General features: G+C 67.2%; 20 protein-coding genes. 10 read left to right on the top strand and 10 right to left on the bottom strand.

The genetic code is table 11. The features are described 5' to 3' along the window. Nucleotides 1–93 precede the first annotated feature (93 nt). The 3 genes from BST28156_RS14340 to BST28156_RS14330 form a co-directional block, all read right to left on the bottom strand. Complete coding sequence (locus BST28156_RS14340) at nt 94–594, bottom strand: DUF192 domain-containing protein (RefSeq protein ID WP_009689868.1); 501 nt, start codon at nt 592–594, stop codon at nt 94–96. 160 nt (nt 595–754) lie between these two features. Continuing rightward, the gene (locus tag BST28156_RS14335; RefSeq protein ID WP_006398520.1) at nt 755–967 is read right to left on the bottom strand and encodes a hypothetical protein; all 213 of its coding nucleotides are present in this window, start codon (nt 965–967) and stop codon (nt 755–757) included. A 282-nt stretch (nt 968–1,249) separates the two neighbouring features. Further along, nucleotides 1,250–1,828, bottom strand: a complete 579-nt coding sequence (locus BST28156_RS14330; RefSeq protein ID WP_174902522.1) for a pseudouridine synthase — start codon at nt 1,826–1,828, stop codon at nt 1,250–1,252. A 276-nt stretch (nt 1,829–2,104) separates the two neighbouring features. Between BST28156_RS14330 and icd the strand changes: the two genes are divergently transcribed. Together icd and BST28156_RS14320 are read left to right on the top strand one after the other, a co-directional pair. Next, nucleotides 2,105–3,361, top strand: a complete 1,257-nt coding sequence (gene icd / locus BST28156_RS14325) for an NADP-dependent isocitrate dehydrogenase (RefSeq protein WP_174902521.1) — start codon at nt 2,105–2,107, stop codon at nt 3,359–3,361. A 274-nt stretch (nt 3,362–3,635) separates the two neighbouring features. After that, on the top strand, nt 3,636–5,861 hold the full coding sequence (locus BST28156_RS14320) for an NADP-dependent isocitrate dehydrogenase (RefSeq protein WP_174902520.1): 2,226 nt from the start codon (nt 3,636–3,638) through the stop codon (nt 5,859–5,861). Nucleotides 5,862–6,002: 141 nt separating this feature from the next. Here BST28156_RS14320 and BST28156_RS14315 read toward each other — a convergent pair whose 3' ends face one another. Further along, complete coding sequence (locus BST28156_RS14315; protein ID WP_009689862.1) at nt 6,003–6,227, bottom strand: hypothetical protein; 225 nt, start codon at nt 6,225–6,227, stop codon at nt 6,003–6,005. A 641-nt stretch (nt 6,228–6,868) separates the two neighbouring features. Here BST28156_RS14315 and BST28156_RS14310 point away from each other — a divergent pair. Both BST28156_RS14310 and BST28156_RS14305 read left to right on the top strand, forming a co-directional pair. Then, the gene (locus tag BST28156_RS14310; RefSeq protein WP_174902519.1) at nt 6,869–8,452 is read left to right on the top strand and encodes a multicopper oxidase family protein; all 1,584 of its coding nucleotides are present in this window, start codon (nt 6,869–6,871) and stop codon (nt 8,450–8,452) included. Nucleotides 8,453–8,883: 431 nt separating this feature from the next. Continuing rightward, the gene (locus BST28156_RS14305; RefSeq protein WP_437341288.1) at nt 8,884–10,824 is read left to right on the top strand and encodes a YadA family autotransporter adhesin; all 1,941 of its coding nucleotides are present in this window, start codon (nt 8,884–8,886) and stop codon (nt 10,822–10,824) included. Nucleotides 10,825–11,061: 237 nt separating this feature from the next. Here BST28156_RS14305 and BST28156_RS14300 read toward each other — a convergent pair whose 3' ends face one another. Beyond that, on the bottom strand, nt 11,062–11,265 hold the full coding sequence (locus BST28156_RS14300) for a cold-shock protein (RefSeq protein WP_004196460.1): 204 nt from the start codon (nt 11,263–11,265) through the stop codon (nt 11,062–11,064). A 540-nt stretch (nt 11,266–11,805) separates the two neighbouring features. Here BST28156_RS14300 and clpS point away from each other — a divergent pair. The 4 genes from clpS (at nt 11,806) to BST28156_RS14280 (ending at nt 16,824) form a co-directional block, all read left to right on the top strand. After that, on the top strand, nt 11,806–12,120 hold the full coding sequence (clpS, locus tag BST28156_RS14295) for an ATP-dependent Clp protease adapter ClpS (RefSeq protein ID WP_009689693.1): 315 nt from the start codon (nt 11,806–11,808) through the stop codon (nt 12,118–12,120). Further along, nucleotides 12,117–14,417 carry an ATP-dependent Clp protease ATP-binding subunit ClpA gene (gene clpA / locus BST28156_RS14290; RefSeq protein ID WP_040128011.1) on the top strand — a complete coding sequence of 767 codons (2,301 nt, stop codon included), beginning with the start codon at nt 12,117–12,119 and terminating at the stop codon, nt 14,415–14,417. Before clpS ends, clpA begins: the two co-directional genes overlap by 4 nt. A 103-nt stretch (nt 14,418–14,520) precedes the next feature. Continuing rightward, entirely contained in the window at nt 14,521–15,900 is a 1,380-nt protein-coding gene (locus tag BST28156_RS14285; protein ID WP_174902518.1) for an amino acid permease, read from the top strand. A gap of 153 nt (nt 15,901–16,053) precedes the next feature. Continuing rightward, complete coding sequence (locus tag BST28156_RS14280) at nt 16,054–16,824, top strand: COG4705 family protein (protein ID WP_174902517.1); 771 nt, start codon at nt 16,054–16,056, stop codon at nt 16,822–16,824. A 70-nt stretch (nt 16,825–16,894) separates the two neighbouring features. On the opposite strand, the gene dut is transcribed toward BST28156_RS14280, so the two are convergent. The 5 genes from dut to BST28156_RS14255 all read right to left on the bottom strand — a co-directional run bounded on the left by dut (nt 16,895) and on the right by BST28156_RS14255 (nt 23,121). Beyond that, nucleotides 16,895–17,341: a dUTP diphosphatase gene (gene dut, locus BST28156_RS14275; protein ID WP_060245153.1), complete on the bottom strand. Its 447-nt coding sequence runs from the start codon at nt 17,339–17,341 to the stop codon at nt 16,895–16,897. 55 nt (nt 17,342–17,396) lie between these two features. Further along, a complete protein-coding gene (gene coaBC / locus BST28156_RS14270) occupies nt 17,397–18,608 on the bottom strand; it encodes a bifunctional phosphopantothenoylcysteine decarboxylase/phosphopantothenate--cysteine ligase CoaBC (RefSeq protein ID WP_174902516.1) in 1,212 nt (403 codons plus the stop codon). A gap of 74 nt (nt 18,609–18,682) precedes the next feature. After that, the gene (gene lspA / locus BST28156_RS14265; protein WP_174902515.1) at nt 18,683–19,183 is read right to left on the bottom strand and encodes a signal peptidase II; all 501 of its coding nucleotides are present in this window, start codon (nt 19,181–19,183) and stop codon (nt 18,683–18,685) included. Nucleotides 19,184–19,185: 2 nt separating this feature from the next. Then, on the bottom strand, nt 19,186–22,023 hold the full coding sequence (ileS, locus tag BST28156_RS14260) for an isoleucine--tRNA ligase (protein WP_174902514.1): 2,838 nt from the start codon (nt 22,021–22,023) through the stop codon (nt 19,186–19,188). 105 nt (nt 22,024–22,128) lie between these two features. Further along, entirely contained in the window at nt 22,129–23,121 is a 993-nt protein-coding gene (locus BST28156_RS14255; protein WP_040128006.1) for a bifunctional riboflavin kinase/FAD synthetase, read from the bottom strand. Between the two features lie 122 nt (nt 23,122–23,243). Between BST28156_RS14255 and purN the strand changes: the two genes are divergently transcribed. Further along, complete coding sequence (purN, locus tag BST28156_RS14250) at nt 23,244–23,906, top strand: phosphoribosylglycinamide formyltransferase (RefSeq protein WP_174902513.1); 663 nt, start codon at nt 23,244–23,246, stop codon at nt 23,904–23,906. Next, complete coding sequence (locus BST28156_RS14245; protein ID WP_060299393.1) at nt 23,903–25,168, top strand: RsmB/NOP family class I SAM-dependent RNA methyltransferase; 1,266 nt, start codon at nt 23,903–23,905, stop codon at nt 25,166–25,168. The genes purN and BST28156_RS14245 overlap by 4 nt, the downstream gene beginning before the upstream one ends. Nucleotides 25,169–25,176: the final 8 nt, after the last annotated feature.

Below are 25,176 nucleotides of genomic sequence, written 5' to 3'. Positions count from 1 at the left end.
AGCCGGCCGCCGCCGGCGGACGAAAAAAAAGCCGGCGCGCGCAGGCGGCCGGCCGGGCGGGGCGTCGCGGCGCGTGCGCCGCGGCGGCGGCCGCTACTGGAGCTTCGGCAGCCCGTCGAGCTTCATGCCGGGCTTGATGCCCTTCGCGGCGAACCAGCCCTTGCTCATTTCGAGCGCATAGACGCCGTTGTTGCGCGGGCAGTGATTGTCGGTCGTCTCGGCCTGCATCTCGGCGATGTCGGTGATGGTGCCGTCCGCGCGGATGAACGCGATCGACAGCGGGATCAGCGTGTTCTTCATCCAGAAGCAGTGCACCGCATTTTCGTTGAACACGAACAGCATGCCTTCGTTCGGCGCGAGCTGCGACCGGTACATCAGGCCCTGCTCGCGGTCCGCGTCGTTCGCGGCGACGGCCGCGTCGATCACGTACATGCCGGCGCGCAGCTTGACGCGGGGGAATTCGCTCGGCTGCTTGGCGCCGGGCGGCATCTGCGCGCCGGCGCTCTGCATGCCGAACGCGAGGACGGCGAGCGCGGCGGGGAACACGGCGGCGCGCGCAAGGCGGCCGAGCGACGAGCGCAGGGAGAATCGCACAGCTGGACTCCTGTCTGGAAAACGAGACCCGCATGGTACGCGATGCGCGCGGGCGGGCACAAAAAAGAAAAAGGCAGATCGCCTCGCGGCGATCTGCCTTTCAACGCCGTAAGAACGGCAAGACTGCGTGTTCTTGACTGCGTTATTACAGCAAGCCTGCTTAGTTCGAAGCAGCTGCCGGTGCTTCGGCTTCGCTAGCTGCCTTCTTGGCTGCGTGGTGCTTCTTTGCGTGGTGCTTCTTGGCAGCCTTGTGCTTTGCCGGTGCCGAAGCAGCTGCCGGAGCAGCAGCCGAAGCAGCTTCCGGAGCCGATGCTTGTGCGAAAGCAGCCGTTGCGAAGAGACCAGCGACCAGAGCGGCGATCAGTTTGTTCATGTTGTGTTCCTCAGCTTTAGTTAATTAACCAAATGACCCGGCAATAGGAGTCATGTCGTCTAACGGTGCCATCCACCTTTCGGTTGACAGACGCTTCGAGAAATTTCTCTTTGCGCTGCGGGCGCCGAATCGTATTCGAAGAAAACGTCGCTTTCGTGACGCAAACACGGCTTCGGCTGCCAATGCCGGATAGCTAAGGTTGGCATCTGCGTGGTTTAACGCGCGATCTTCGCAGGCGGTTGACGAAAAAGATGACGAAAAATCCGGGTCTGCCGGCGCGGTTCATTCGACGCGGGCGAAACCGTCCCACGGCGCGCGCGGCGGCAGCGCGATTGTTTCGCCGGGCGCAATGCCGAGCGCGAATATGTCGAGCGCGCCGATGCCGACGCGCACCAGGCGCAAGGTCGGGAAGCCGACCGCTGCCGTCATCCGGCGCACCTGCCGGTTCTTGCCTTCGGTGATCGCGAGTTCGATCCAGGTCGTCGGGATCGCCGCGCGGTAGCGGATCGGCGGGTTGCGCGGCCACAGCGTGTCGGGCGGCTCGATGAATTCGGCGCGGCACGGGCGCGTCACGTAGTCGCCGAGATCGACGCCGCGCGCGAGCGCCTTCAGGTCGGCCGCGCCCGGCGCGCCGTCGACCTGCGCCCAGTAGCGCTTGACCAGCTTGTGGCGCGGCTCCGCGATGCGCGCCTGCAGCGCGCCGTCGTCGGTCAGCAGCAGCAGGCCCTCGCTGTCCGCGTCGAGCCGGCCGGCCGGATAGACGCCGGGCGTCTTTACCCAGTCGCCGAGCGACGGCCGCGTCTCGTGCGCGGAAAACTGGCAAATCGTGCCGAACGGCTTGTTGAGGGCGATCAGGGACATGGCGGGAGGTCCGCCCGGCGGGCCGCGCGAGGCGGGGCGGGCAGTCTATGGCAAATGGCGGAATCTTAATGCATAATACGGAACGGCAAGTCCTCTGTCTTATATAAGACATAAGGGAAGACTTGATACGCAGTGCCGCGCTTCGTGCCGCCACGCCCGGTTGGGGCGCTAGAATAGCGGCTCGCTGTGGCCGTCACGGGGGCGCGCCCTGTCGCCCACGCCGCGCACGCAGCTTCGACCAGCAACACCTGCTCAGCCACGTCACTGGAGTCGATCATGCCGTATCAGCACATCAAGGTTCCGGAAGGCGGTGACAAGATCACCGTCAACAAGGATTTCTCGCTCAACGTTTCCGATCAGCCGATCATTCCCTATATCGAAGGCGACGGTACGGGCTTCGATATCACGCCGGTCATGATCAAGGTCGTCGATGCGGCGGTGGCGCACGCCTACAAGGGCAAACGCAAGATCCACTGGATGGAGATCTTCGCGGGCGAGAAGGCGACGAAAGTGTACGGTCCGGACGTGTGGCTGCCGGACGAGACGCTGCAGGTGCTGAAGGAATACGTGGTGTCGATCAAGGGGCCGCTGACGACCCCGGTCGGCGGCGGGATCCGTTCGCTGAACGTCGCGCTGCGCCAGGAGCTCGACCTGTACGTGTGCCTGCGTCCGGTCCAGTACTTCAAGGGCGTTCCGTCGCCGGTGCGCGAGCCGCAGAAGATCGACATGGTGATCTTCCGCGAGAACTCGGAAGACATCTACGCGGGCATCGAATGGGCGGCCGGCTCGGAGCAGGCGAAGAAGGTCATCAAGTTCCTGCAGGACGAGATGGGCGTGAAGAAGATCCGTTTCCCGGAAACGTCGGGGATCGGCGTCAAGCCCGTGTCGACCGAGGGCACCGAGCGACTGGTGCGCAAGGCGATCCAGTACGCGATCGACAACGATCGCAAGTCGGTCACGCTGGTGCACAAGGGCAACATCATGAAGTTCACGGAAGGCCTGTTCCGTGACGCCGGCTATGCGCTCGCGCAGAAGGAGTTCGGCGGCGAGCTGATCGACGGCGGCCCGTGGATGCGCGTGAAGAACCCGAAGACGGGCGGCGAGATCGTGATCAAGGATTCGATCGCCGACGCGTTCCTCCAGCAGATCCTGCTGCGCCCGGCCGAGTACGACGTGATCGCGACGCTGAACCTGAACGGCGACTACATCTCCGACGCGCTGGCCGCGCAGGTCGGCGGCATCGGCATCGCGCCGGGCGCGAACCTGTCGGATTCGGTCGCGATGTTCGAGGCGACGCACGGCACCGCGCCGAAGTACGCAGGCAAGGATTACGTGAACCCCGGTTCCGAGATCCTGTCGGCGGAAATGATGCTGCGCCACCTCGGCTGGACCGAAGCGGCCGACACGATCATCGCCGCGATGGAGAAGTCGATCCTGCAGAAGCGCGTCACGTACGACTTCGCGCGCCTGATGGAAGGCGCGACGCAGGTGTCGTGCTCGGGCTTCGGCGAAGTGCTGATCGAGAACATGTAAGACCCCTTGCGGGGTGGGCCGGCGTGCAGCCGGCCGCCCCGGCGCCTGCTGCCGGCGCCGGGGCGTTTCGTGGATGGCAGGTTTGGCAGGGCGGTCCGGGATCCGGGCCGCGGCGCCGCGACGCGGCCCGCAAGCCCTGCAAGGTAGAACATGACGGCCCTCGCAACACCACCGCCCGGTTGAGCCGGCGCCCCTTTCGCGACCGACCCGGTCGCTCCCCGCCGGTTACCGCCGGCGCTCTTCAGTCCCATTTTCACGTAGCAACGCATCGACCATGTCCACATCGCCCAAGATCATCTACACCCTCACCGACGAAGCGCCCGCGCTCGCGACCTATTCGCTGCTGCCGATCGTCAAGGCCTTCACGCGTTCGTCCGGCGTCGCCGTCGAGACGCGCGACATCTCGCTCGCCGGCCGCATCATCGCGGCATTTGCAGACGTGCTGCCGCCCGAGCAGAAGGGTTCCGACGATCTGGCCGAGCTGGGCCAGCTCACGCTGAAGCCGGAGGCGAACATCATCAAGCTGCCGAACATCAGCGCATCGGTGCCGCAGCTGAAGGCCGCGATCGCCGAACTGCAGGCGCAGGGCTACAAGCTGCCGGCCTATCCGGAAGAGCCGTCGACCGACGAAGAGAAGGCCGTCAAGGCACGTTACGACAAGATCAAGGGCAGCGCGGTGAACCCGGTGCTGCGCGAAGGCAATTCCGACCGCCGCGCGCCGCTGTCGGTCAAGAACTACGCACGCAAGCATCCGCACAAGATGGGCGCCTGGAAGGCGACCTCGAAGGCGCACGTCGCGCACATGAGCGAAGGCGACTTCTACGGCAGCGAGAAGTCGGCGCTGATCGCCGATGCCGGCAGCGTGAAGATCGAGCTGACGACCGCCGACGGCGTGAAGAAGGTGCTGAAGGAAAAGACGGCCGTGAAGGCCGGTGAAGTGATCGACGCGTCGGTGATGAGCCGCAAGGCGCTGCGCAGCTTCATCGAGGCGCAGATCGCCGACGCGAAGGCGCAGGACGTGCTGTTCTCGGTGCACCTGAAGGCGACCATGATGAAGGTCTCCGATCCGATCCTGTTCGGCCATTTCGTGTCGGTGTTCTACCGCGACGCGCTCGCCAAGCATGCGGACGTGCTGGCGCAGGCCGGCTTCAACCCGAACAACGGGATCGGCGACCTGTATGCGCGCCTGAAGGACCTGCCGGCCGACACGCGCGAAGCGATCGAAGCCGACGTCAAGGCCGAGTACGCGGTGCGCCCGCGCCTCGCGATGGTCAACTCGGACAAGGGCATCACGAACCTGCACGTGCCGAGCGACGTGATCGTCGACGCATCGATGCCGGCGATGATCCGCGAGTCGGGCTGCATGTGGGGCCCGGACGGCGAGCTGTACGACGCGAAGGCCGTGATTCCGGACCGCTGCTACGCGGGCGTGTACCAGGCCGTGATCGACGACTGCAAGCAGCACGGTGCGTTCGACCCGGTCACGATGGGCAGCGTGCCGAACGTCGGCCTGATGGCGCAGGCGGCCGAGGAATACGGTTCGCACGACAAGACGTTCCAGATCCCGGCCGACGGCGTCGTGCGCGTGATCGACGAAGCCGGCAACGTGCTGCTCGAGCACGCGGTCGAATCGGGCGACATCTGGCGCATGTGCCAGACCAAGGATGCACCGGTGCAGGACTGGGTCAAGCTCGCGGTGAACCGCGCACGCGCGACCGGCGCGCCGGCCGTGTTCTGGCTCGATCCGGCCCGCGCACACGACGCGCAGATCATCGCGAAGGTCGAACGCTACCTGAAGGACCACGACACGAGCGGCCTCGACATCCGCATCATGACGCCGGTCGACGCGACGCGTTTCTCGCTCGAGCGCATCCGCGCGGGCAAGGACACGATCTCGGTCACTGGCAACGTGCTGCGCGACTACCTGACCGACCTGTTCCCGATCATGGAACTCGGCACCAGCGCGAAGATGCTGTCGATCGTGCCGCTGATGGCCGGCGGCGGGATGTTCGAGACGGGCGCCGGCGGTTCCGCGCCGAAGCACGTGCAGCAGTTCGTCGAGGAAGGCTTCCTGCGCTGGGATTCGCTCGGCGAATTCCTCGCGCTCGCGGCGTCGCTCGAGCATCTCGGCAACGCGTACCAGAACCCGAAGGCGCTCGTGCTCGCGAAGACGCTCGACCAGGCGACCGGCAAGTTCCTCGACGAGAACAAGTCGCCGGCGCGCAAGGTCGGCGGCCTCGACAACCGCGGCAGCCACTTCTACCTGTGCCTGTACTGGGCGCAGGCGCTGGCCGAGCAGACCGACGACGCGGCGCTGAAGGCGCAGTTCGAAGGCGTCGCGAAGGCGCTCGCCGACAACGAGGCGCGCATTCTCGAAGAGCTGTCGGCTGCGCAGGGCAAGCCGCAGACCATCGGCGGCTACTACCGTCCGAACGTCGAACTGACGAGCCAGGCGATGCGCCCGAGCGCGACGCTGAACGGCATCGTCGACGCGGCCTGACGCCGACCGGCGCGTGGATGCGCCGGAAACGGCTGGTGTCGATGCGGCGGGCCTGACGGACCGCCGCCCGACGGATCGCCGCCCGACGGAAACAAAAAACGCCCCGGATGCCCGGAGCGTTTTGCCTGGCAGGCTTGCCATTCAGACGTGGACGATTTCCCACTCGGCGATTTCGTCCGGCACTTCGAGCGTCGCCGTGTCCAGTTCGGACAGGGCCGCGCAGTCGCCGCGCGAAATGTGGTCCGCCGCATGTTCGGGGCACGAGAATGCGCCGAGCACGGCGTTGCCGAACGTCGCTTCCCAGCCGCCGTTACCCGGCAGGATGTAGAACGACCCGAGCGCTGAACCAAAGCGAAATCCCATCATTTCCGTTCTCCCTTTCTGATCACAAGCGATTCTGTGGTGGCGTCCGCCGGTTCGACCGGCCGTGGCCCGACTGGCTGCTTGCGTCGGGTTCCGTCTCGACCGTCGTCGCGAAGCGTCAGTGCATGGGACAAAGTCTACGTCCGCGACCCGTTCGGATGGTGCGCGTAGAGCGACTTGTCGAAACGAAAAATATCTTTTAAAAACAGTGATTTAAAATCATCGTTTTGTATTGCGGAACGTTTTTTGGCATCGCGAAACGGCGAATTTGTGCCGTGCACCACGAATTTTTATAACGCAGTGGTTCTTTCCGCATCGTGAAATATTCGCGTTTCCGGCGGGGTGAGCCGGTGGGGAGCGAGAGCGGTTCTGCAACCGGAATGGACGTCGGCGGCGAAGCCGGACTCGCATGAACCGGTCCGGCGGCCGGGCGACCGGTCCGGGCTGCGGGCCGGCGCGACGACATCGACGCGATACCGGTCGCCGACCGGCGCCTCGGCGCAACGCGACGGCTGACCTGCGTCGTATCGCCGCTCGCCCGGCGTGCACGCATTTCGATACAGGCCGGCGGTTATGATGGCGCGGGCCCGCAGTTTCGCGTCGCGGCTGTCGCGCGGCGAAGCATGAATAACGAGGAACGATTGATGATACGGAGAACCTTTCTGGCGCGCGCCGTCGGCGTGGCGGCCGCATCGCTGTTCGCGCGCACCGCATGGGCGCAGCACGCCGGTCACGCGGGCATGGACGGGATGGATGACATGCCCGGCATGTCGGGGCATGGGCATGGGCACGGCAAGCCCGCGCCCGCGGCGCTCGCCGCCGCCGATGCGCTGCCGGCCGGCGCGCCGCTCGCGTCGTTGCGCACGCTGGCCAATGAAAGCCGCGAACCCGGCCTGTTCCGCGCCACGCTGGTCGCCCAGCCGGTCGCGCGTCCGCTGCTGCGCGGTGCGCGCCCGACCACGTTCTGGCAGTACGGCGCGGGCGCCGACGGTCCCGTCGTCGGTCCGCTGATCGACGTGCGCGAGGGCGACACGGTCGAGATCCGGTTCGTCAACAAGCTGCCGCAGCCGTCGACGATCCACTGGCACGGGCTGCCGGTGCCGCCGGAGCAGGACGGCAATCCGTCCGATCCCGTCGCGCCGGGCGCGTCGCGCGTGTACCGCTTCACGCTGCCGAAGGGGAGCGCCGGCACCTACTGGTATCACCCGCATCCGCACATGATGACGGCCGAGCAGGTGTTTCGCGGGCTTGCGGGGCCGTTCGTCGTGCGCGCCGCCGACGATCCGCTGGCGGGCTGGCCCGAGCGCCACCTGTTCGTGTCCGACCTGAAGCTCGCGCGCGACGGCACGATTCCGCCGAACGACATGATGGACTGGATGAACGGCCGCGAAGGCCAGTTCGCGCTGGTCAACGGCGCGCGCCGGCCGCGCATCGACGTCGCCGGCGACGAACGCTGGCGCGTGTGGAACGCGTGCAGTGCGCGCTATCTGCGCATCGCGTTCGACGACGGCCGCTCGTTCGTGCATGCCGGCACCGACGGCGGCCTGTTCGACGCGCCGCGCACGGTCGCGTCGCTGCTGATCGCGCCGGGCGAACGTGCGGAACTGCTGGTGCGCGCCGGCGATCGTGCGTCCCGCGCGGTGCTGCTGGCGGCCGAATACGATCGCCGCAAGATGGCGATGTCGCACGACGACGGCCACGGCAGCCTGCCGCCCGACCCGGCGCTGGCGCTCGCCGACGTCGCGTTCGCACCGGCCGCGCCGCGCGCACTGCCGGCGACGCTGCGCGCGGTGCCGGCGCTCGGCGAACCGGTCGCGGACAAGACGGTCGCGTTCGGCGAGGAAATGGACATGGACGCGATGATGAAGGGGCCGGCGCAGGGTCGGCCGGCCGGCATGCGCTTCACGATCAACGGCGAGACCTACGCGCCGCACCGCGCGACGCTGACCAGCCGGCGCGGCGACGTCGAGCGCTGGACGATTCGCAACACCACCGACATGGATCACCCGTTCCATCTGCACGGCACGCAGTTCCAGGTGATCGAGCGCGCGTCGGACGGCGCGCGCACGCCCGAGCCGTTCCGCGCGTGGCGCGATACCGTGAACGTGCGCAGCGGCGAGACCGTGACGATCCTGACGGCGCAGGACATGCCCGGCGAGCGCATGTTCCATTGCCACATTCTCGAGCACGAGGATCTGGGGATGATGGGCACGCTGAAGGTCGTCTGACCGATCGTTCGCCCGGCGCCGGCGGCGTCACCGGCGCGGACGACATCGTGCCGTCGGCAGCAGGCCGCGCATCGGGTTCGATGCGCGGCTTTTTCATTCTGGAGGCACCGGCACGCTCGAGCCGATTCTGCGCGGTGCTATCGGTCAAGTGCGAATTCGCATCGCCGACCGGGAAAGATTGAGACTTGTCATATATATCGGGATGTCTGGCATCCCTATACTCGATCTCGACCGCCCGTTCATGCGACAAGTCCTGATCATCGGCAGCCGCGTATCCATGGTGTCCTTGATGTGATCGGCCACGGGGAACGGCGGCGGACGGAGAGGATCGTCCGGTCCGCGAGCGGCGGTCGACGCGCGGCATGAATCGTCTCCGGATGAGAGCCGGAATCGGCGCATGCCGAATATCGAGAAACATCATCAGGATAACTATGGAAAACGAGAAAAACCGGAATGGCAGGCCGGTCGCGTTCGGGTCGAATGTCGGTTCGACGATGGTGCGTGCTGCGCGTGTGCGGACACGGCGGATGCTGGCGTCGGGCGTGGCGGGCATGCTGGGATGGGCCGTTCCCGACGCGTATGCGCAACGCAGCTTCGACGGACCGTTCGCGTCGAGGTATGGAGAGATGTCGACGTCGCCAGGCGCCTTCGGCGATGTGGCGAAGCCAGGCGTCGTACTCGCCGGTGACGACGACAGTGCAGGTGTCGGCCCGCGCGCAGCAGCGGCTGTCGCCCCGCGAATCGCGGCGGGCACGAATGCACCGGCAGCCGGCGACGCGCGTTTCGCGACCGGCGTGAACGCGAATACCGTGCGATCGGACGCGATAGCGATCGGTTCGAAGGCCAACGCAGCTGCTACGTCCGTCATCGCGGCTGCAACGCGTGCGCGGGCGCCGGGTCAGGACAGCTTTGCGATGGGCGCACGGGCGCTCGCGGCGGGCGCGAACAGCGCGGCGCTTGGCACCGGTGCGTGGGCGGCAGGCGACGGGAGCCTCGCGGTGGGTGCCGCGGCGGCCGCGCACCACGCCGATGGCGTCGCGCTCGGCGCCGGCGCGCAAGCGAAGGGCGAGCAGAGCATGGCCGTCGGCACGCTGGCGACTGCGCGCAGTTCGGGCGGCACGGCGGTGGGCGTGCAGTCGAGCGCGACCGGTGCGGCCAGCACGGCGCTCGGCGCGGATGCGGCGGCGTTCGGCGACGGGAGCGTGGCGCTCGGCAGCGGCGCGAGCGCCATCGAGTTCGACGCGATCGCGATCGGCGTCGCTGCGCATGCGTCGGCGGATCAAGGCACCGCGCTCGGCGCACAGGCGAATGCGACCGGGATCGATGGCACGGCGGTCGGCGCGCAATCGGGCGCGACGGGCACCGGCAGCACGGCGTTCGGCGCGCAAGCGTCGGCGTCGGGGGACGGCGCGCTTGCGGTCGGCAGCGGCGCGAGCGCGGCGCAATTCGACAGCATCGCGATCGGGATGCGCGCGAACGCAGCGGCGGATCGCGGCACCGCAGTGGGCGCGCACGCGAATGCGAGCGGAATGGGCGGCGCGGCGGTCGGCGTGGCGTCGAGTGCCATGGGCGCCGGCAGTGCCGCCTTCGGCGCCGGTGCGGCGGCAGCAGGCGCGGCGAGTCTGGCGCTCGGGCAGCGTGCAATCGCGACGACGGACCGCAGCGTCGCGGTCGGCGCCGATGCGCAGGCGACCGCGGCGAGCGGCGTCGCGGCCGGCGCGGGTGCCAGCGCCGACGGTGTCGGCAGCACCGCGCTCGGTGCGGGCGCCCGCGCGACTGCCGACAGCGGCGTCGCGCTCGGCATCGCAGCGTCCGCCACGGGCGGCGACGGGGTTGCCGTCGGAGCGCGCGCCGAGGCCCACGGTCCGCGCAGCATTGCGCTCGGGGTCGACGCGGCGGCTGGCGGCGATGCCGGTGCGAGCCTCGGCAACGGCGCGTCCGCGACGGGGGCGCAGAGCGTGGCGCTGGGTGCGCAGGCGGTGGCGAGCGGCGCGAACTCGGTCGCGCTCGGTCACGGCTCGATCGCCGATCGGGACGATACGGTGTCGCTCGGTGCGCCCGGACGGGAGCGGAAGATCGCCCACGTCGCGGACGGCGTACTGCCTTCCGACGCCGTCAACCTGCGTCAGCTCCACGCCGTTGCACGGCGCGCGTACGGGGGCGTCGCGGCCGCGACTGCGCTGTCGATGATTCCGGATGTCGATACCGGCAGGAGGATGGCATTCGGCATCGGTACGGGGCACTACATGGGTTACCAGGCCGTTGCGCTGGGTGCATCGATGCGCTTCGGCGAGAACCTGAAGCTGCGTGCCGGCGCGGGCCTGAATGCGGCGGCGACGACGTGGGGCGCCGGCGCGTCGTATAGCTGGTAGCCGCACGCGCGCCGCACGGAAAATCCGCCCGCGCGAATATTGCGTCGTGATGACGGCAATCGCGATCGCGAAACGGAAGCGCGCAGCGATGCACCGATCTGTGCGCTTATTCCGACAATTGCGGTGCCTGCGCCGTGATTGTGCAAAATGACCGGCCAATCGCCGCGGCGTTTTGGCGAATCACAAAAAAAGAAACCCGGCATTCAGCCGGGTTTCTTCATCCGAAATCCGTTGCCCTCAGGCGGCCTGGATATTCGAAGCTTGCTTGCCTTTCGGTCCTTGGACGACCTCGAAGCTGACCTTCTGACCTTCCTTCAGGGTCTTGAAACCCTGCATGTTGATGGCCGAGAAGTGCGCAAACAGATCTTCACCGCCCTCGTCGGGGGTGATGAAACCGAAGCCCTTCGCGTCGTTGAACCATTTGACAATACCAGTTGCCATACCTACTTCCCCTGTCACACAGTCGCTACTTACCACGAGCACGCTCGAAAAGCTAAACGACCGGAAAATACAGCCGTTCCCCCCTCACAAGCTCACCTCGGCCTCTTTCATATCGCCTGCCGGCAATTTGAAAAAAGTGCCAGCTTGATTGTTGGCGCTCTTTATTTGGGTGTCAAGAAAATTTTTAGACGGTTAGGGGGACGTTGTAAAGAACCCATTTTCAGGGTTTTTCCGGCTTTGCTTTGCAGCATGCGACCAAGCGCGGGGACTTGAAAAGTCGCATAATCGGCTCATATACCAGGCTCGAGTGACACGCGTTCGAGTCGTCCCGGCTTGTGGGATACTGGACGCGGATGCGACGTTCCGGTGCGATTCCCCGAGAAGGTTCGTGTTCCGCGCCACGCGTGAAAGCCGGCACCGCAGCCGGCTTTCACATGGCGCGAGGACGTTCGCGTGTTCCGGGAGACCGGGGAGGGCGCCGGCCGATCGGTCGGGTAATGGCAGGATTGCGGGCCTGTCCGAGTTGTTTAGAATGGGTGTATGGCGATTATCCCGGACAAGCAGGACAGCACCGTCCTGGAACGCAAGGAGCAGAAGCTGAAGCCGCCTTCGATGTACAAGGTGGTGTTGCTCAACGACGACTTCACGCCGATGGAGTTCGTCGTGATGGTTGTGCAGGAGTATTTCAAGAAGGATCGCGAGACGGCCACGCAGATCATGCTGAAGGTCCATCGCGAAGGGCGAGGGGTTTGTGGGGTCTATACGCGGGACATCGCGTCGACCAAGGTTGAGCAAGTCGTTACCCATGCGCGGCAGGCCGGGCATCCGCTGCAGTGCGTGATGGAGGAAGCATGATTGCCCAGGAATTGGAAGTCAGCCTGCACATGGCGTTCATGGAAGCACGCCAGGCGCGCCATGAGTTCATTACGGTCGAGCATCTGCTGCTGGCCCTGCTGGATAATCCCACGGCAGCCGAGGTGTTGCGCGCGTGTGCGGCCAACATCGAGGATCTGCGTCAGAACCTGCGCAATTTCATCCACGACAACACACCGACCGTCCCGGGCACCGACGACGTCGATACCCAGCCGACGCTCGGTTTCCAGCGCGTGATCCAGCGCGCGATCATGCACGTCCAGTCGACGTCGAACGGCAAGAAGGAAGTCACCGGCGCGAACGTGCTGGTCGCGATCTTCGGCGAGAAGGATTCGCACGCCGTCTACTACCTGCAGCAGCAGGGCGTGACGCGCCTCGACGTCGTGAACTTCATTTCGCACGGCATCGCGAAGACCAACAGCGGCGAAGCCGCGAAGTCGAGCGATGCGAGCGCGGAAAGCGAAGACGCGAACGCGCAGAAGGAAACCCCGCTCGCGCAGTTCACGCAGAACCTGAACCAGATGGCGAAGGACGGCCGGATCGATCCGCTGATCGGGCGCGAGCCCGAGGTCGAGCGCGTCGTGCAGGTGCTGTGCCGGCGCCGCAAGAACAATCCGCTGCTGGTCGGCGAGGCCGGCGTGGGCAAGACCGCGATCGCCGAAGGCCTCGCGTACCGCATCACGCGCGGCGAAGTGCCGGACATCCTCGCGAACGCGCAGGTGTACTCGCTCGACATGGGCGCGCTGCTCGCGGGCACCAAGTATCGCGGCGATTTCGAGCAGCGCCTGAAGACGGTGCTGAAGGAACTGAAGGAGCGTCCGCACGCGATCCTGTTCATCGACGAGATCCACACGCTGATCGGCGCCGGCGCCGCGTCGGGCGGCACGCTCGATGCGTCGAACCTGCTGAAGCCGGCGCTGTCGTCGGGCACGCTCAAGTGCATCGGCGCGACCACCTTCACCGAGTATCGCGGCATCTTCGAGAAGGACGCGGCGCTGTCGCGGCGCTTCCAGAAGGTCGACGTGACGGAGCCGAGCGTCGAGCAGACGGTCGCGATCCTGCGCGGGCTGAAGTCGCGTTTCGAGGAGCATCACGGCGTCAAGTATTCGTCGGGCGCACTGTCGGCCGCGGCCGAACTGTCGGCGCGCTTCATCACCGACCGTCACCTGCCGGACAAGGCGATCGACGTGATCGACGAAGCGGGCGCCGCGCAACGCATCCTGCCGAAGTCGAAGCAGAAGAAGACGATCGGCAAGAGCGAGATCGAGGAAATCATCTCGAAGATCGCGCGCGTGCCGGCGCAGAGCGTGTCGCAGGACGATCGCAGCAAGCTGCAGACGCTCGACCGCGACCTGAAGAGCGTCGTGTTCGGCCAGGATCCGGCGATCGACGCGCTCGCGGCCTCGATCAAGATGGCGCGCGCGGGCCTCGGCAAGATGGACAAGCCGATCGGCGCGTTCCTGTTCTCCGGCCCGACCGGCGTCGGCAAGACCGAAGTGGCGCGCCAGCTCGCGTTCACGCTCGGCATCGAGCTGATCCGCTTCGACATGTCGGAATACATGGAGCGTCACGCGGTGAGCCGCCTGATCGGCGCGCCGCCGGGCTATGTCGGGTTCGACCAGGGCGGCCTGCTGACCGAAGCCGTCACGAAGAAGCCGCATTGCGTGCTGCTGCTCGACGAAATCGAGAAGGCGCATCCGGACATCTTCAACGTGCTGCTGCAGGTGATGGACCACGGCACGCTGACGGACAACAACGGCCGCAAGGCGGACTTCCGCAACGTCATCATCATCATGACGACGAACGCGGGCGCCGAGTCGATGCAGAAGGCGACGATCGGCTTCACGACGCGCCGCGAGACGGGCGACGAGATGACCGACATCAAGCGCCTGTTCACGCCGGAGTTCCGCAACCGTCTGGACGCGATCATCAGCTTCCGCTCGCTCGATGAGGAAATCATCATGCGCGTGGTCGACAAGTTCCTGATCCAGCTCGAGGAGCAGCTGCACGAGAAGAAGGTCGATGCGCTGTTCACCGACGCGCTGCGCAAGCATCTGGCGAAGCACGGCTTCGATCCGCTGATGGGCGCGCGGCCGATGCAGCGGCTGATCCAGGACACGATCCGGCGCGCGCTGGCCGACGAGCTGCTGTTCGGCAAGCTGGTCAACGGCGGCCACGTGACGGTCGACGTCGACGAGAACGACAAGGTGCAGCTGTCGTTCGACAAGCTGGCGAATCCGCCGCACAAGCCGAACGAAGAGACGGTCGAAGTCGAGTAAGCGATAATTCGTTGTTCATGCGAACGGCGCGGGAAGTCCTCCGCGCCGTTTCGTTTTATCCGGCGCCGGCGGCGCGATGGTGGGGCAGGGGAGTGGCAACGCAGTGACACAACAACAACGGTCGTTCGACAACATCGTCGAACGCGAACAAGGCTTGCGCCACGCGCTGACGTCGGGGCAGATGGCGATGATCGCGATCGGCGGCGCGATCGGCACGGGGCTGTTCCTCGGCAGCGGGTTCGCGATCGGGCTCGCGGGCCCGAGCGTGCTGGTTTCGTATGCGATCGGCGCGCTGATCGCGCTGCTGCTGATGGGCGCGCTCGCGGAAATGACGGTCGCGCATCCGACGGCCGGCTCGTTCGGCGCGTATGCGGAGCACTACGTCGGCCCGCTGGCCGGTTTCCTCGTGCGCTATGCGTACTGGTTCGCGGTCGTGTTCGCGATCGGCACCGAGATCAGCGCGATCGCCGTGTTCATGAAGTACTGGTTCCCGGCCGTGCCCGGCTGGTATTGGGTGATCGGCTTCTCGGCGCTGCTGATCGCGGTGAACCTGGCGAGCGTCACGCTGTACGGATCGGTCGAATATGCGTTCTCGCTGCTGAAGATCGCGGCGATCGTCGTGTTCGTCGTGCTGGGCGCCTGGCTGGTGTGGTCGGCGCCGGCCGCGTCCGGCATCGGCTTCGCGAACTACACCGCGCACGGCGGTTTCATGCCGAAGGGGCCGTGGGGCACCTGGGTCGCGGTGATCGTCGCGATCTTCAGCTACATGAGCATCGAGGCGGTCGCGATTGCGGCCGGCGAAGCGCGCGATCCGCAGCACGCGGTGACGCGCGCGTTCCGCTCGACGGTATTCCGCCTCGTGCTGTTCTACCTGCTGACGCTGTCGCTGATGCTCGCGATCGTGCCGTGGACGCAGGCCGGCACCGACGAGAGCCCGTTCGTGAAGGTGATGGCGGCGACGGACGTGCCGTATGCGGCGGGCGTGATCAACTTCGTGCTGCTGATCGCGGCGCTGTCGGCGATGAACAGCCAGCTCTACGTGACGACGCGGATGATGTTCAGCCTGTCGCGCGCGCGGCTCGCGCCGGCCGTGTTCGGCCGGCTCGGCGCGAACGGCGTGCCGCGTGCGGCGCTGTGGATCTCGACCAGCGGCGTGGCGGTCGCGGCCGTGCTGGTCGCGCTGTCGCCCGATACCGCGTTCACCGTGATGATGGCGATCGCGATGTTCGGCGCGCTGTTCACGTGGATGATGATCTTCGTCACGCACCTGCGTTTTCGTGCACGCTACCGCGGCCCGGCGCTCGCATTCCGCATGTGGGGCCATCCGGTCGGCAGTCTGCTCGGCGCTGCGCTCGTCGCGTCGATCCTGCTGACGACGGCGTTCACGCGCGAGTTCCGGATGACGATGGCGGTCGGAGTCGCGTTCGTCGTGCTGCTCGTGGGCGCGTATGTGCTGCATTACCGGCACGAACACGCACGCTGAGGCCGCGGCGGTGCGCCGCGCGATACGGCGCCGGCACGCGGCGCCGCCTGTCCGGCGAATGCTAAGGTTGCGTTAAGCCGTCGGCGATTACATTCGAGCCTGTCTGCGATGCGCGCGGCACGGCCGCGCGCTGCGTTTCCGCAAGAGGTTCGAATGAAAAAACTTCCCGAAATCACGCTCGCGTTCTGGATCATGAAGATCTGCGCGACGACGCTCGGCGAAACCGGCGGCGACCTGCTGTCGATGACGCTGAACGTCGGCTATGCGATGAGCTCGATCCTGCTGTTCGGTTTCTTCCTTGTCACGCTCGGCGCGCAGATGCGCACCACACGCTATCGGCCGGCGATCTACTGGGCGGTGATCGTCGCGACCAGCACGGCCGGCACGACGATGTCCGACTTCATGGACCGCACGCTCGGGCTCGGCTACGCGCTCGGCGCATCGATTCTCGTCGCGATCTTGCTGTCGATCTTCGCGATCTGGCGACTGAGCGGCGAATCGCTGTCGGTCGACCGGATCCGGACGCGCAAGGTCGAGATGCTCTATTGGATCGCGATCCTGTTCTCGAACACGCTCGGCACCGCGCTCGGCGATTTCCTCGCGGACAGTTCCGGCCTTGGCTTCGGCGGCGGTGCGCTGCTGATCGGCGGCCTGATTGCGGCGATCGTGGTCGCACACTACTTCACGCGGATCTCCGGTGTGCTGCTGTTCTGGGCCGCGTTCGTGCTGACGCGGCCGTTCGGCGCGACAGTCGGCGACTTGCTGACGAAGCCGATCGCCAAGGGCGGCCTCGCGCTCGGCACGGTCGGATCGTCGGCGGTGCTGCTCGGCGTGCTCGTCGCGATGGTGGCCTATGCAATGCTCGCGCAGCAGCGGCAGCGCGGCATGACGCCCGCACGGGTCGCACGGCGCGTCGACGACTGACGCGCGGCGCGCCCGGACGGCGAGCAACAAAAAAGGGCCCGCGGGCCCTTTTGCGTATCCGGTACGACGCTCAGTGGCGACCGGTGCTGCCGAACCCGCCGGCACCGCGCTCGCTCTGCGCGAAATCGTCGACGATGTTGAACTGCGCCTGCACGACCGGCACGATCACGAGCTGCGCAAGCCGCTCGAACGGGTTCAGCACGAACTCGGTCTGGCCGCGGTTCCACGTCGAGACCATCAGCTGGCCCTGGTAGTCGGAGTCGATCAGGCCGACGAGGTTGCCGAGCACGATGCCGTGCTTGTGGCCGAGGCCCGAGCGCGGCAGGATCAGCGCCGCGTAGCCGGGGTCGGCCAGATGGATCGCGAGGCCGGTCGGCACGAGCGCCGTTTCTCCCGGCTTCAGCGTCAGCGGCGCGTCGAGGCACGCGCGCAGGTCGAGGCCGGCGCTGCCGGTGGTCGCGTAGGCGGGCAGGTAGTCGCGCATGCGCGCGTCGAGAATCTTCAGGTCGAGTTTCATGCGGTCGTCGATTCGGTCGGAAAGGGCGCGACGGCGCGTGCCGTCGCGCGAGGGATCAGATCAGGCGGTTGTCGGGCAGGCGCTTCGCGATCTCCGCGACGAGCGCGTGCGCGAGTTCGTCCTTCGGCGCACGCGGCAGTCGCGTGAGGCCGGACGCCTCGAACAGCACGACTTCGTTGTCGTCGCGGCCGAACGTCAGCGGCCCGAGGTTGCCGACCAGCAGCGGCACGTTCTTGCGCTTGCGCTTCTCGTCGCCGTGCACGTCGAGGTCGCCGCTCTCGGCCGCGAACCCGACGCAGAACGGCGGATCGGGCAGCGCGGCGACCGACGCGAGGATGTCGGGGTTCTCGACGAATTCGAGCTGCGGCATCTTGCGGTCGGCCGTCTTCTTCATCTTGTGCTCGGCTGGCTGCGCAACGCGCCAGTCGGCGACCGCGGCAACCGCGATGAAGATGTCGGCGTCGTTGACCGCGTTCATCACCGCGTCGTACATCTGCTGCGCGGTCTGCACGTCCTCGCGGTACACGCCCCACGGCGTGTCGAGCGCGACCGGCCCCGCGACCAGATGGACTTCGGCGCCGGCCTGCTGCGCGGCGCGCGCGAGCGCAAAGCCCATCTTGCCGCTCGAGCGGTTCGTCAGGCCGCGCACCGGATCGAGCGGCTCGAAGGTCGGGCCGGCCGTGATCAGCACGCGGCGGTGCGCGAGCCGCTTCGGCTGGAAATGGGAAACGATCGCTTCGTAGATCGCCTCGGGCTCGAGCATACGGCCGTCGCCGACTTCGCCGCACGCCTGCGCGCCCGAATCGGGGCCGAGCACCGCCACGCCGTCGGCGCGCAATTGCGCGACGTTGCGCTGCGTGGCCGGGTTCTGCCACATCTGGCGGTTCATTGCCGGCACGACCAGCAGCGGGCAATCGCGGGCGACGCACAGCGTCGACAGCAGGTCGTCCGCGAAGCCGTGCGCGAGCTTCGCGAGGAAGTCCGTCGATGCGGGTGCGATCACGATCGCGTCGGCTTCGCGCGACAGATCGATGTGCGCCATGTTGTTGTCGATGCGCGCATCCCACTGGCTCGTGTAGACGGGCCGGCCGGACAGCGCCTGCATCGTGACGGGCGTGATGAACTGGGCGGCCGCTTCGGTCATCGCGACCTGCACGGTCGCGCCTGCCTTGGTCAGCAGCCGGGTGAGCTCGGCGATCTTGTAGCAGGCGATGCCGCCCGTCAGGCCGAGAACGAGGTGTTTTCCAGCGAGTTCCGCGTGTGCCAACTCAGGTCTCCAAGGGTCGAACGAGACGGCCGGCGGCCGGCGCGCGGCCGACCGTCGACGCAGAGTATGCGCGCTTAGCGCGCGCCGCGCACGCGACGCAGTTCGTCGTAGATCAGCAGCACCGCGCCGACCGTGATCGCGGAGTCGGCGAGGTTGAACGCCGGGAAGTGCCACGCGCCGAGATGGAAATCGAGGAAGTCGATCACGTGGCCGTAGATGATCCGGTCGATCACGTTGCCGAGCGCGCCGCCGAGGATCAGCGCGAGCGACAGGCTGAACAGCCGCTGGTGGCCGTGGCGCTTCAGCAGGAAGCAGATCACGAGCGTCGCGCCGACGCCGAGCGCGGTGAATGCCCAGCGCTGCCAGCCGCTCGCGGTCGACAGGAAGCCGAACGCGGCGCCGCGGTTGTACACCAGCACGAGGTTGAAGAACGACGTCAGCGCATGCTGCGCGCCGTACGCGAACGTTTTCTGGATCGCGATCTTCGACAGCTGGTCGAACAGGATCACGATCAGCGAAATGCCGAGCCAGGGCGCGAGCGCGCCGCTGGCCGGTTTCGACAGGGTTTTCGCCATATTTACGCAGCGCTCCGGATTTCGCCGTTTTCAAACAGGTTCGAGAAGCAGCGGCCGCACAGCGTCGGGTGGTCGGCGTGCGCGCCGACGTCGTCGCGGTAGTGCCAGCAGCGTTCGCACTTCTGATACTTCGATGCGGCCACGTCGACGCTTTCCTGCGCTTCGTCGTCGACCTTGACGACCGTCGCGGCCGACGTGATCAGCACGAACTTCAGGTCGTCGCCGAGGCTCGCGAGCGCGTCGTGGCGCGCGCCGCTCGCGTGCACCGTCACTTCGGCCTGCAGCGACGAGCCGATGCGGTTCGCGGTGCGCGCTTCCTCGAGCGCCTTCGTCACGTTGCCGCGCACGTCGCGCAGCAGCGCCCACTTTTCGATCAGTGCGGCCGCGTCCGCGACTTCCGGATACGCGTAGTAGGTTTCCGTGAAGATCGTGTCGCTGGCCGGCTGGAACACCTTCCACGCTTCTTCGGCCGTGAACGACAGGAACGGCGCGAGCACGCGCAGCAGGCCCTGCGTCAGGTGGTACAGCGCCGTCTGCGCGGAGCGGCGCGCGCGCGAGTCGGGCGCGCTCGTGTACAGGCGGTCCTTCAGCACGTCGAGGTAGAAGCCGCCGAGGTCTTCCGAGCAGTACGTCTGCAGCTTCGCGACGACCGGGTGGAATTCGTACTTCTCGTAGTGCGCGAGCAGTTCGGTCTGCAGCTGCGCGGAGAACGCGACCGCATAGCGATCGATCTCGAGCCATTCGTCGGCCGGCACCGCGTGCTGCGCATAGTCGAAGTCCGACAGGTTCGCGAGCAGGAAGCGCAGCGTGTTGCGGATGCGGCGATAGCCTTCGGTCACGCGCTTCAGGATTTCCTCGGAGATCGCGAGCTCGCCCGAATAGTCGGTCGACGCGATCCACAGGCGGATGATTTCCGCGCCGAGGCGGTTCGCGACTTCATGCGGATCGATGCCGTTGCCGAGCGACTTGCTCATCTTGCGGCCTTCGCCGTCGACCGTGAAGCCGTGCGTGAGCAGCCCCTTGTACGGCGCGCGGCCGTCGAGCATCGACGCGGTCAGCAGCGACGAATGGAACCAGCCGCGGTGCTGGTCCGAGCCTTCGAGGTACAGGTCGGCCGGGAACTGCAGCTGATCCTTGTGCGAGCCGCGCAGCACGTGCCAGTGCGTCGTGCCGGAGTCGAACCACACGTCGAGCGTGTCGCGGTTCTTTTCGTACAGGTTCGCGTCGTCGCCGATCAGCTCGCGCGCGTCGAGCGACTGCCACGCCTCGATGCCCGACTGCTCGACGCGCTTCGCGACTTCCTCGAGCAATTCCAGCGTGCGCGGATGCAGCTCGCCGGTTTCCTTGTGCACGAAGAAGGCCATCGGCACGCCCCACTGGCGCTGGCGCGACAGCGTCCAGTCCGGGCGGTTCGCGATCATGCTGAACAGGCGCTGCTTGCCCCACGACGGGTAGAACGCGGTCGCGTCGACGCCTTCGAGCGCCGTTTCGCGCAGCGTGTTGCCACCGTCGCGCGGCTTCACGTCCATCCCGGCGAACCACTGCGACGTCGCGCGGTAGATGATCGGCGTCTTGTGGCGCCAGCAGTGCATGTAGCTGTGCGTGTACTTCTCGCTGCGCAGCAGCGTGCCCGCGTCGCGCAGCGCGTCGACGACCTTCGGGTTCGCGTCCCAGATCGACAGGCCGCCGAACAGCGGCAGCGATTCGATATAGCGGCCGTCGCCCATCACCGGGTTGATGATGTCGGAGTCGGTCATCCCGTGCGTCTTGCAGGAGACGAAATCCTCGACGCCGTACGCGGGCGACGAGTGCACGACGCCGGTGCCGGTGTCGGTCGTCACGTAGTCGCCGAGGTAGACGGGCGACGTGCGCTTGTAGCCGGGATGGGCCGACGCGAGCGGGTGGTGGAAGCGCAGGTTGACGAGCTTCACGCCCGGCGCGGTCGCGACGACGCGGCCGGTCAGCTTGAATTCTTCCATGCACGCGGCGACGCGCTCCTCGGCGACGATCAGCAGCCCGCGCTCGGTGTCGACCAGCGCGTAGACGACTTCCGGATGCAGGTTGAGCGCCTGGTTCGCGGGGATCGTCCACGGCGTCGTGGTCCAGATCACGATGCCGCCTTCGGCGCGCGGCAGCGCCGGCAGGCCGAACGCCTGCGCGGTCTTTTCCGGTTCGGCGAACGGGAACATCACGTCGATCGTCGGGTCGGTGCGGTCCTTGTACTCGACTTCCGCCTCGGCGAGCGCCGAGCCGCAGTCGAAGCACCAGTTCACCGGCTTCAGGCCGCGATACACGTAGCCCTTCTCGATGATCTTGCCGAGCGCGCGGATTTCCTCCGCCTCGTTGACGAAGTTCATCGTCTTGTACGGGTTCGCCCAGTCGCCGAGCACGCCGAGGCGCTTGAAGCCGATCTTCTGCTTCTCGATCTGCTCGGTCGCGTACGCGCGCGCCTTGGTCATCACTTCGGCGGCCGGCAGCGACTTGCCGAACTGCTTCTCGATCTGGATCTCGATCGGCATCCCGTGGCAGTCCCAGCCCGGCACGTACGGCGCGTCGAAGCCGGCCATGTTGCGCGACTTCACGACGATGTCCTTCAGGATCTTGTTGACCGCGTGGCCGAGGTGGATGTCGCCGTTCGCATACGGCGGGCCGTCGTGCAGGATGAACTTCGGCCGGCCCTGGCTGGCCGCGCGGATCTTCTCGTAGATGCCGCGCTCCTCCCATTCCTTGACCCACTGCGGTTCGCGCTTGGGCAGGTCGCCGCGCATCGGGAACGGCGTGTCGAGCAGGTTGACCGGATACTTGGCCTGCGGTTTCGAATCGGCTTTCTTGTTGCTCATGATGGGATCGCTATCTCAATCGGGGGGACGCTCGTGCGTCGTGAATCGGGTGTGCGCGCGCAAGCGGCGGCGCGGGGATGCGGCGCACGCGCGCCGCCGGCCGGATCAGCTAATTCGGTCGGTCGCCGACGTCGCGAAGCCGGTCGCGCGGCTGCCCGGCGCACGGTCGCGCCCGGCGAAGTACGCGCGCGCATTCGCGACGTCCAGCGCGATCGCGCGCGACAGCGCCTCGAGATCGTCGAACTTCGCCTCGTCGCGCAGCTTCTTCAGGAATTCGACGCGGATCAGCTTGCCGTATGCGTCGCCGTGCCAGTCGAGCAGGTGGACTTCGAGCAGCACGCGGCCGGAATCGTCGACGGTCGGGCGCAGTCCGAGGCTCGCGACGCCCGGCAGCGGCGCCGGGCCGAGGCCGTGCACCTGCACGACGAAGATGCCCGCGAGCGCCGGTCGCTTGTGCGCGATCGGCAGGTTCAGCGTCGGGAAGCCGAGGTCGCGGCCGAGCTTCAGCCCGTGCGCGACATGGCCGCTGATCGCATAGCCGTGGCCGAGCGCGCTCGCGGCCGCGTCGAGATCGCCCGCCGCGAGCGCGGCGCGCACGCCGGAACTCGAGATGCGCGTGCCGTCGCTGCCGGCGATCGTGCCCATCTGCTCGACTTCGAAACCGTACTGCTCGCCGGCCGCCTTCAGCGTGTCGAAGGTGCCCGCGCGCTTCGCGCCGTAGCAGAAATCGTCGCCGACCATCATCCAGCGCGTGTGCAGCCCGCCGACCAGCGTACGCTCGACGAACGCCTGCGGCGTCTGGCTTGCGAACGTGTGGTTGAAATGCTCGACGACGACGCGGTCGACGCCGTGGTCGCGCAGCGCCTCGAGCTTGTCGCGCAGCATCGCGATGCGCGGCGGCGCGCCGGCCGGATTGAAGAACTCGCGCGGATGCGGCTCGAAGGTCATCACGCACACGGGCAGGCCGCGCGCGTCCGCTGCCGCGCGCACGCGCGCGAGCAGGGCCTGGTGGCCGCGATGGACACCGTCGAAGTTGCCGATCGTCAGCGCGCACGGCGCGCGGCTCTCGGCGTTGGGCAGGCCGCGGAAGACTTTCACGATAGCGGATGCAGCGTCGGGGAATGGGCGGTGAAGTGCCGCAAAGCAGAAGATTATAAACGTTCGGGCGGCCGGGCGGCTGAGGAGGGGGGAAACGCAGGGCCGAATGGTAAAATTCGCGGATGAAAAAACTCGTGATCCTGATTTCCGGTCGCGGCAGCAACATGGAGGCCATCGTCCGCGCATGCGCGCAGGAGCGGTGGCCGGCCCAGGTTGCGGCCGTGATCGCCAACCGGCCCGATGCGGCCGGCCTGGCCTTTGCCGCGTCGCACGGGGTGGCGACCGCGGTGGTCGACCACCGATCGTTCGACAGCCGCGACAGCTTCGATGCGGCGCTCGCCGCCGAGATCGACCGCTTCGCGCCCGATCTGGTCGTGCTGGCCGGCTTCATGCGCATCCTGACGCCCGAATTCGTCAGACGATTCGAGGGGCTGCTGTTGAACATCCACCCGTCGCTGCTGCCGAGTTTCAAGGGCATCCACACGCACCAGCAGGCGCTCGACGCCGGTGTCGCGCTGCATGGCGCGAGCGTGCATTTCGTGATTCCCGAACTCGACAGCGGTGCGATCGTCGCACAGGGCGCGGTGCCGGTGCGCGCCGGCGACGACGCGGCCGCGCTCGCGCAGCGCGTGCTGGCGGTCGAACATGTGCTGTATCCGCGCGCGGTGCGCTGGTTCGTCGAAGGGCGCCTGCGCCTCGAGAACGGCCGTGCGGTCGTGGCGCCGGAAGAGGCGCGCTGGATTTTCGCGGACCAACCGCAACCCGAAACGAGTGAGGGCGTATGAAGCTGCACGGATTCCTGATCGGCCAGACCGAGACTTTGCTGGCCGAAGTGCTGAAGTTCACCGGCCCCGCCGACGCGACGACGAGCCGGTTCTTCCGCGCGCATCCGAAGCTCGGCCACGCCGAGCGCGGCGTGATCGCCGAGGCCGTGTTCGCGGTGCTGCGCCGGAAGATGGAGTTCGCGCACCTCGCCGAAAGCGGCACGGGCAGCCCCGCACGGCGCCTGACGCTGCTCGGCCTGATGCAGACGATGGGCCGCAACGCGCTGAAGCCGTTCGTGTCGCCGGCCGAGGCGGCGTGGCTCGAGCACGTGTCGAAGATCGATCCGGCCAGCCTGCCGGTGCGCATCCGCACGAACCTGCCGGACTGGATCCAGCAGGCGCTGTCCACCCGCTTCGAGGCCGAGGAGCTCGCGCAGCTCGCGGCCGCGCTGAATTATCCGGCGCCGCTGGACCTGCGCGCGAACGCGCTGAAGGCGTCGCGCGACCAGGTGATCGACGCGCTGCGCGCGAACGGCATCGATGCCGGCGCGACGCCGTTCGCGCCGTTCGGCGTGCGCGTGGTCGGCAAGCCGGCGCTCACGCGCCTGAAGCTGTTCGAGGAGGGCCAGATCGAGGTGCAGGACGAAGGCAGCCAGCTGCTGTGCTCGCTGGTCGCACCGCGCCGCGGCGAGATGGTCGTCGATTTCTGTGCGGGCGCGGGCGGCAAGACGCTCGCGCTCGGCGCGATGATGCGCTCGACCGGGCGCCTTTACGCGTTCGACGTATCGGAAAAGCGCCTCGCGAAGCTGAAGCCGCGCCTTGCGCGCAGCGGGCTGTCGAACGTGAACCCGGTGCTGATCGACAGCGAGCACGACGCGAAGATCAAGCGGCTCGCCGGCAAGATCGACCGCGTGCTGGTCGACGCGCCGTGCAGCGGCCTCGGCACGCTGCGCCGCAATCCGGACCTGAAATGGCGCCAGACGCGTACGTCGATCGACGAGTTGACGCCGAAGCAGGCGTCGATCCTCGCGAGCGCGGCGCGCCTCGTGAAGAAGGGCGGCCGGCTCGTCTACGCGACCTGCAGCGTGCTCGACGCGGAGAACGAGCGCATCGTCGAGCAGTTCCTCGCCGATCATCCGGACTTCGTGCTGGTGCCCGCACAGAAGGTGCTGGCCGACCAGCGCATCGAGCTCGAGACGGGCGACTACCTGTCGCTGTGGCCGCATCGCCACGCGACCGACGGCTTCTTCGCCGCGGTGCTCGAGCGGCGCGCGGCGCAGTAACGGAGCAG

This window comes from Burkholderia pseudomultivorans, assembly GCF_902499075.1.
GTDB classification, from domain to species: Bacteria; Pseudomonadota; Gammaproteobacteria; order Burkholderiales; family Burkholderiaceae; genus Burkholderia; species Burkholderia pseudomultivorans.
Note: the sequence above shows the minus strand (reverse complement) of the source record. Positions and strands in the feature narration are given on the sequence as shown.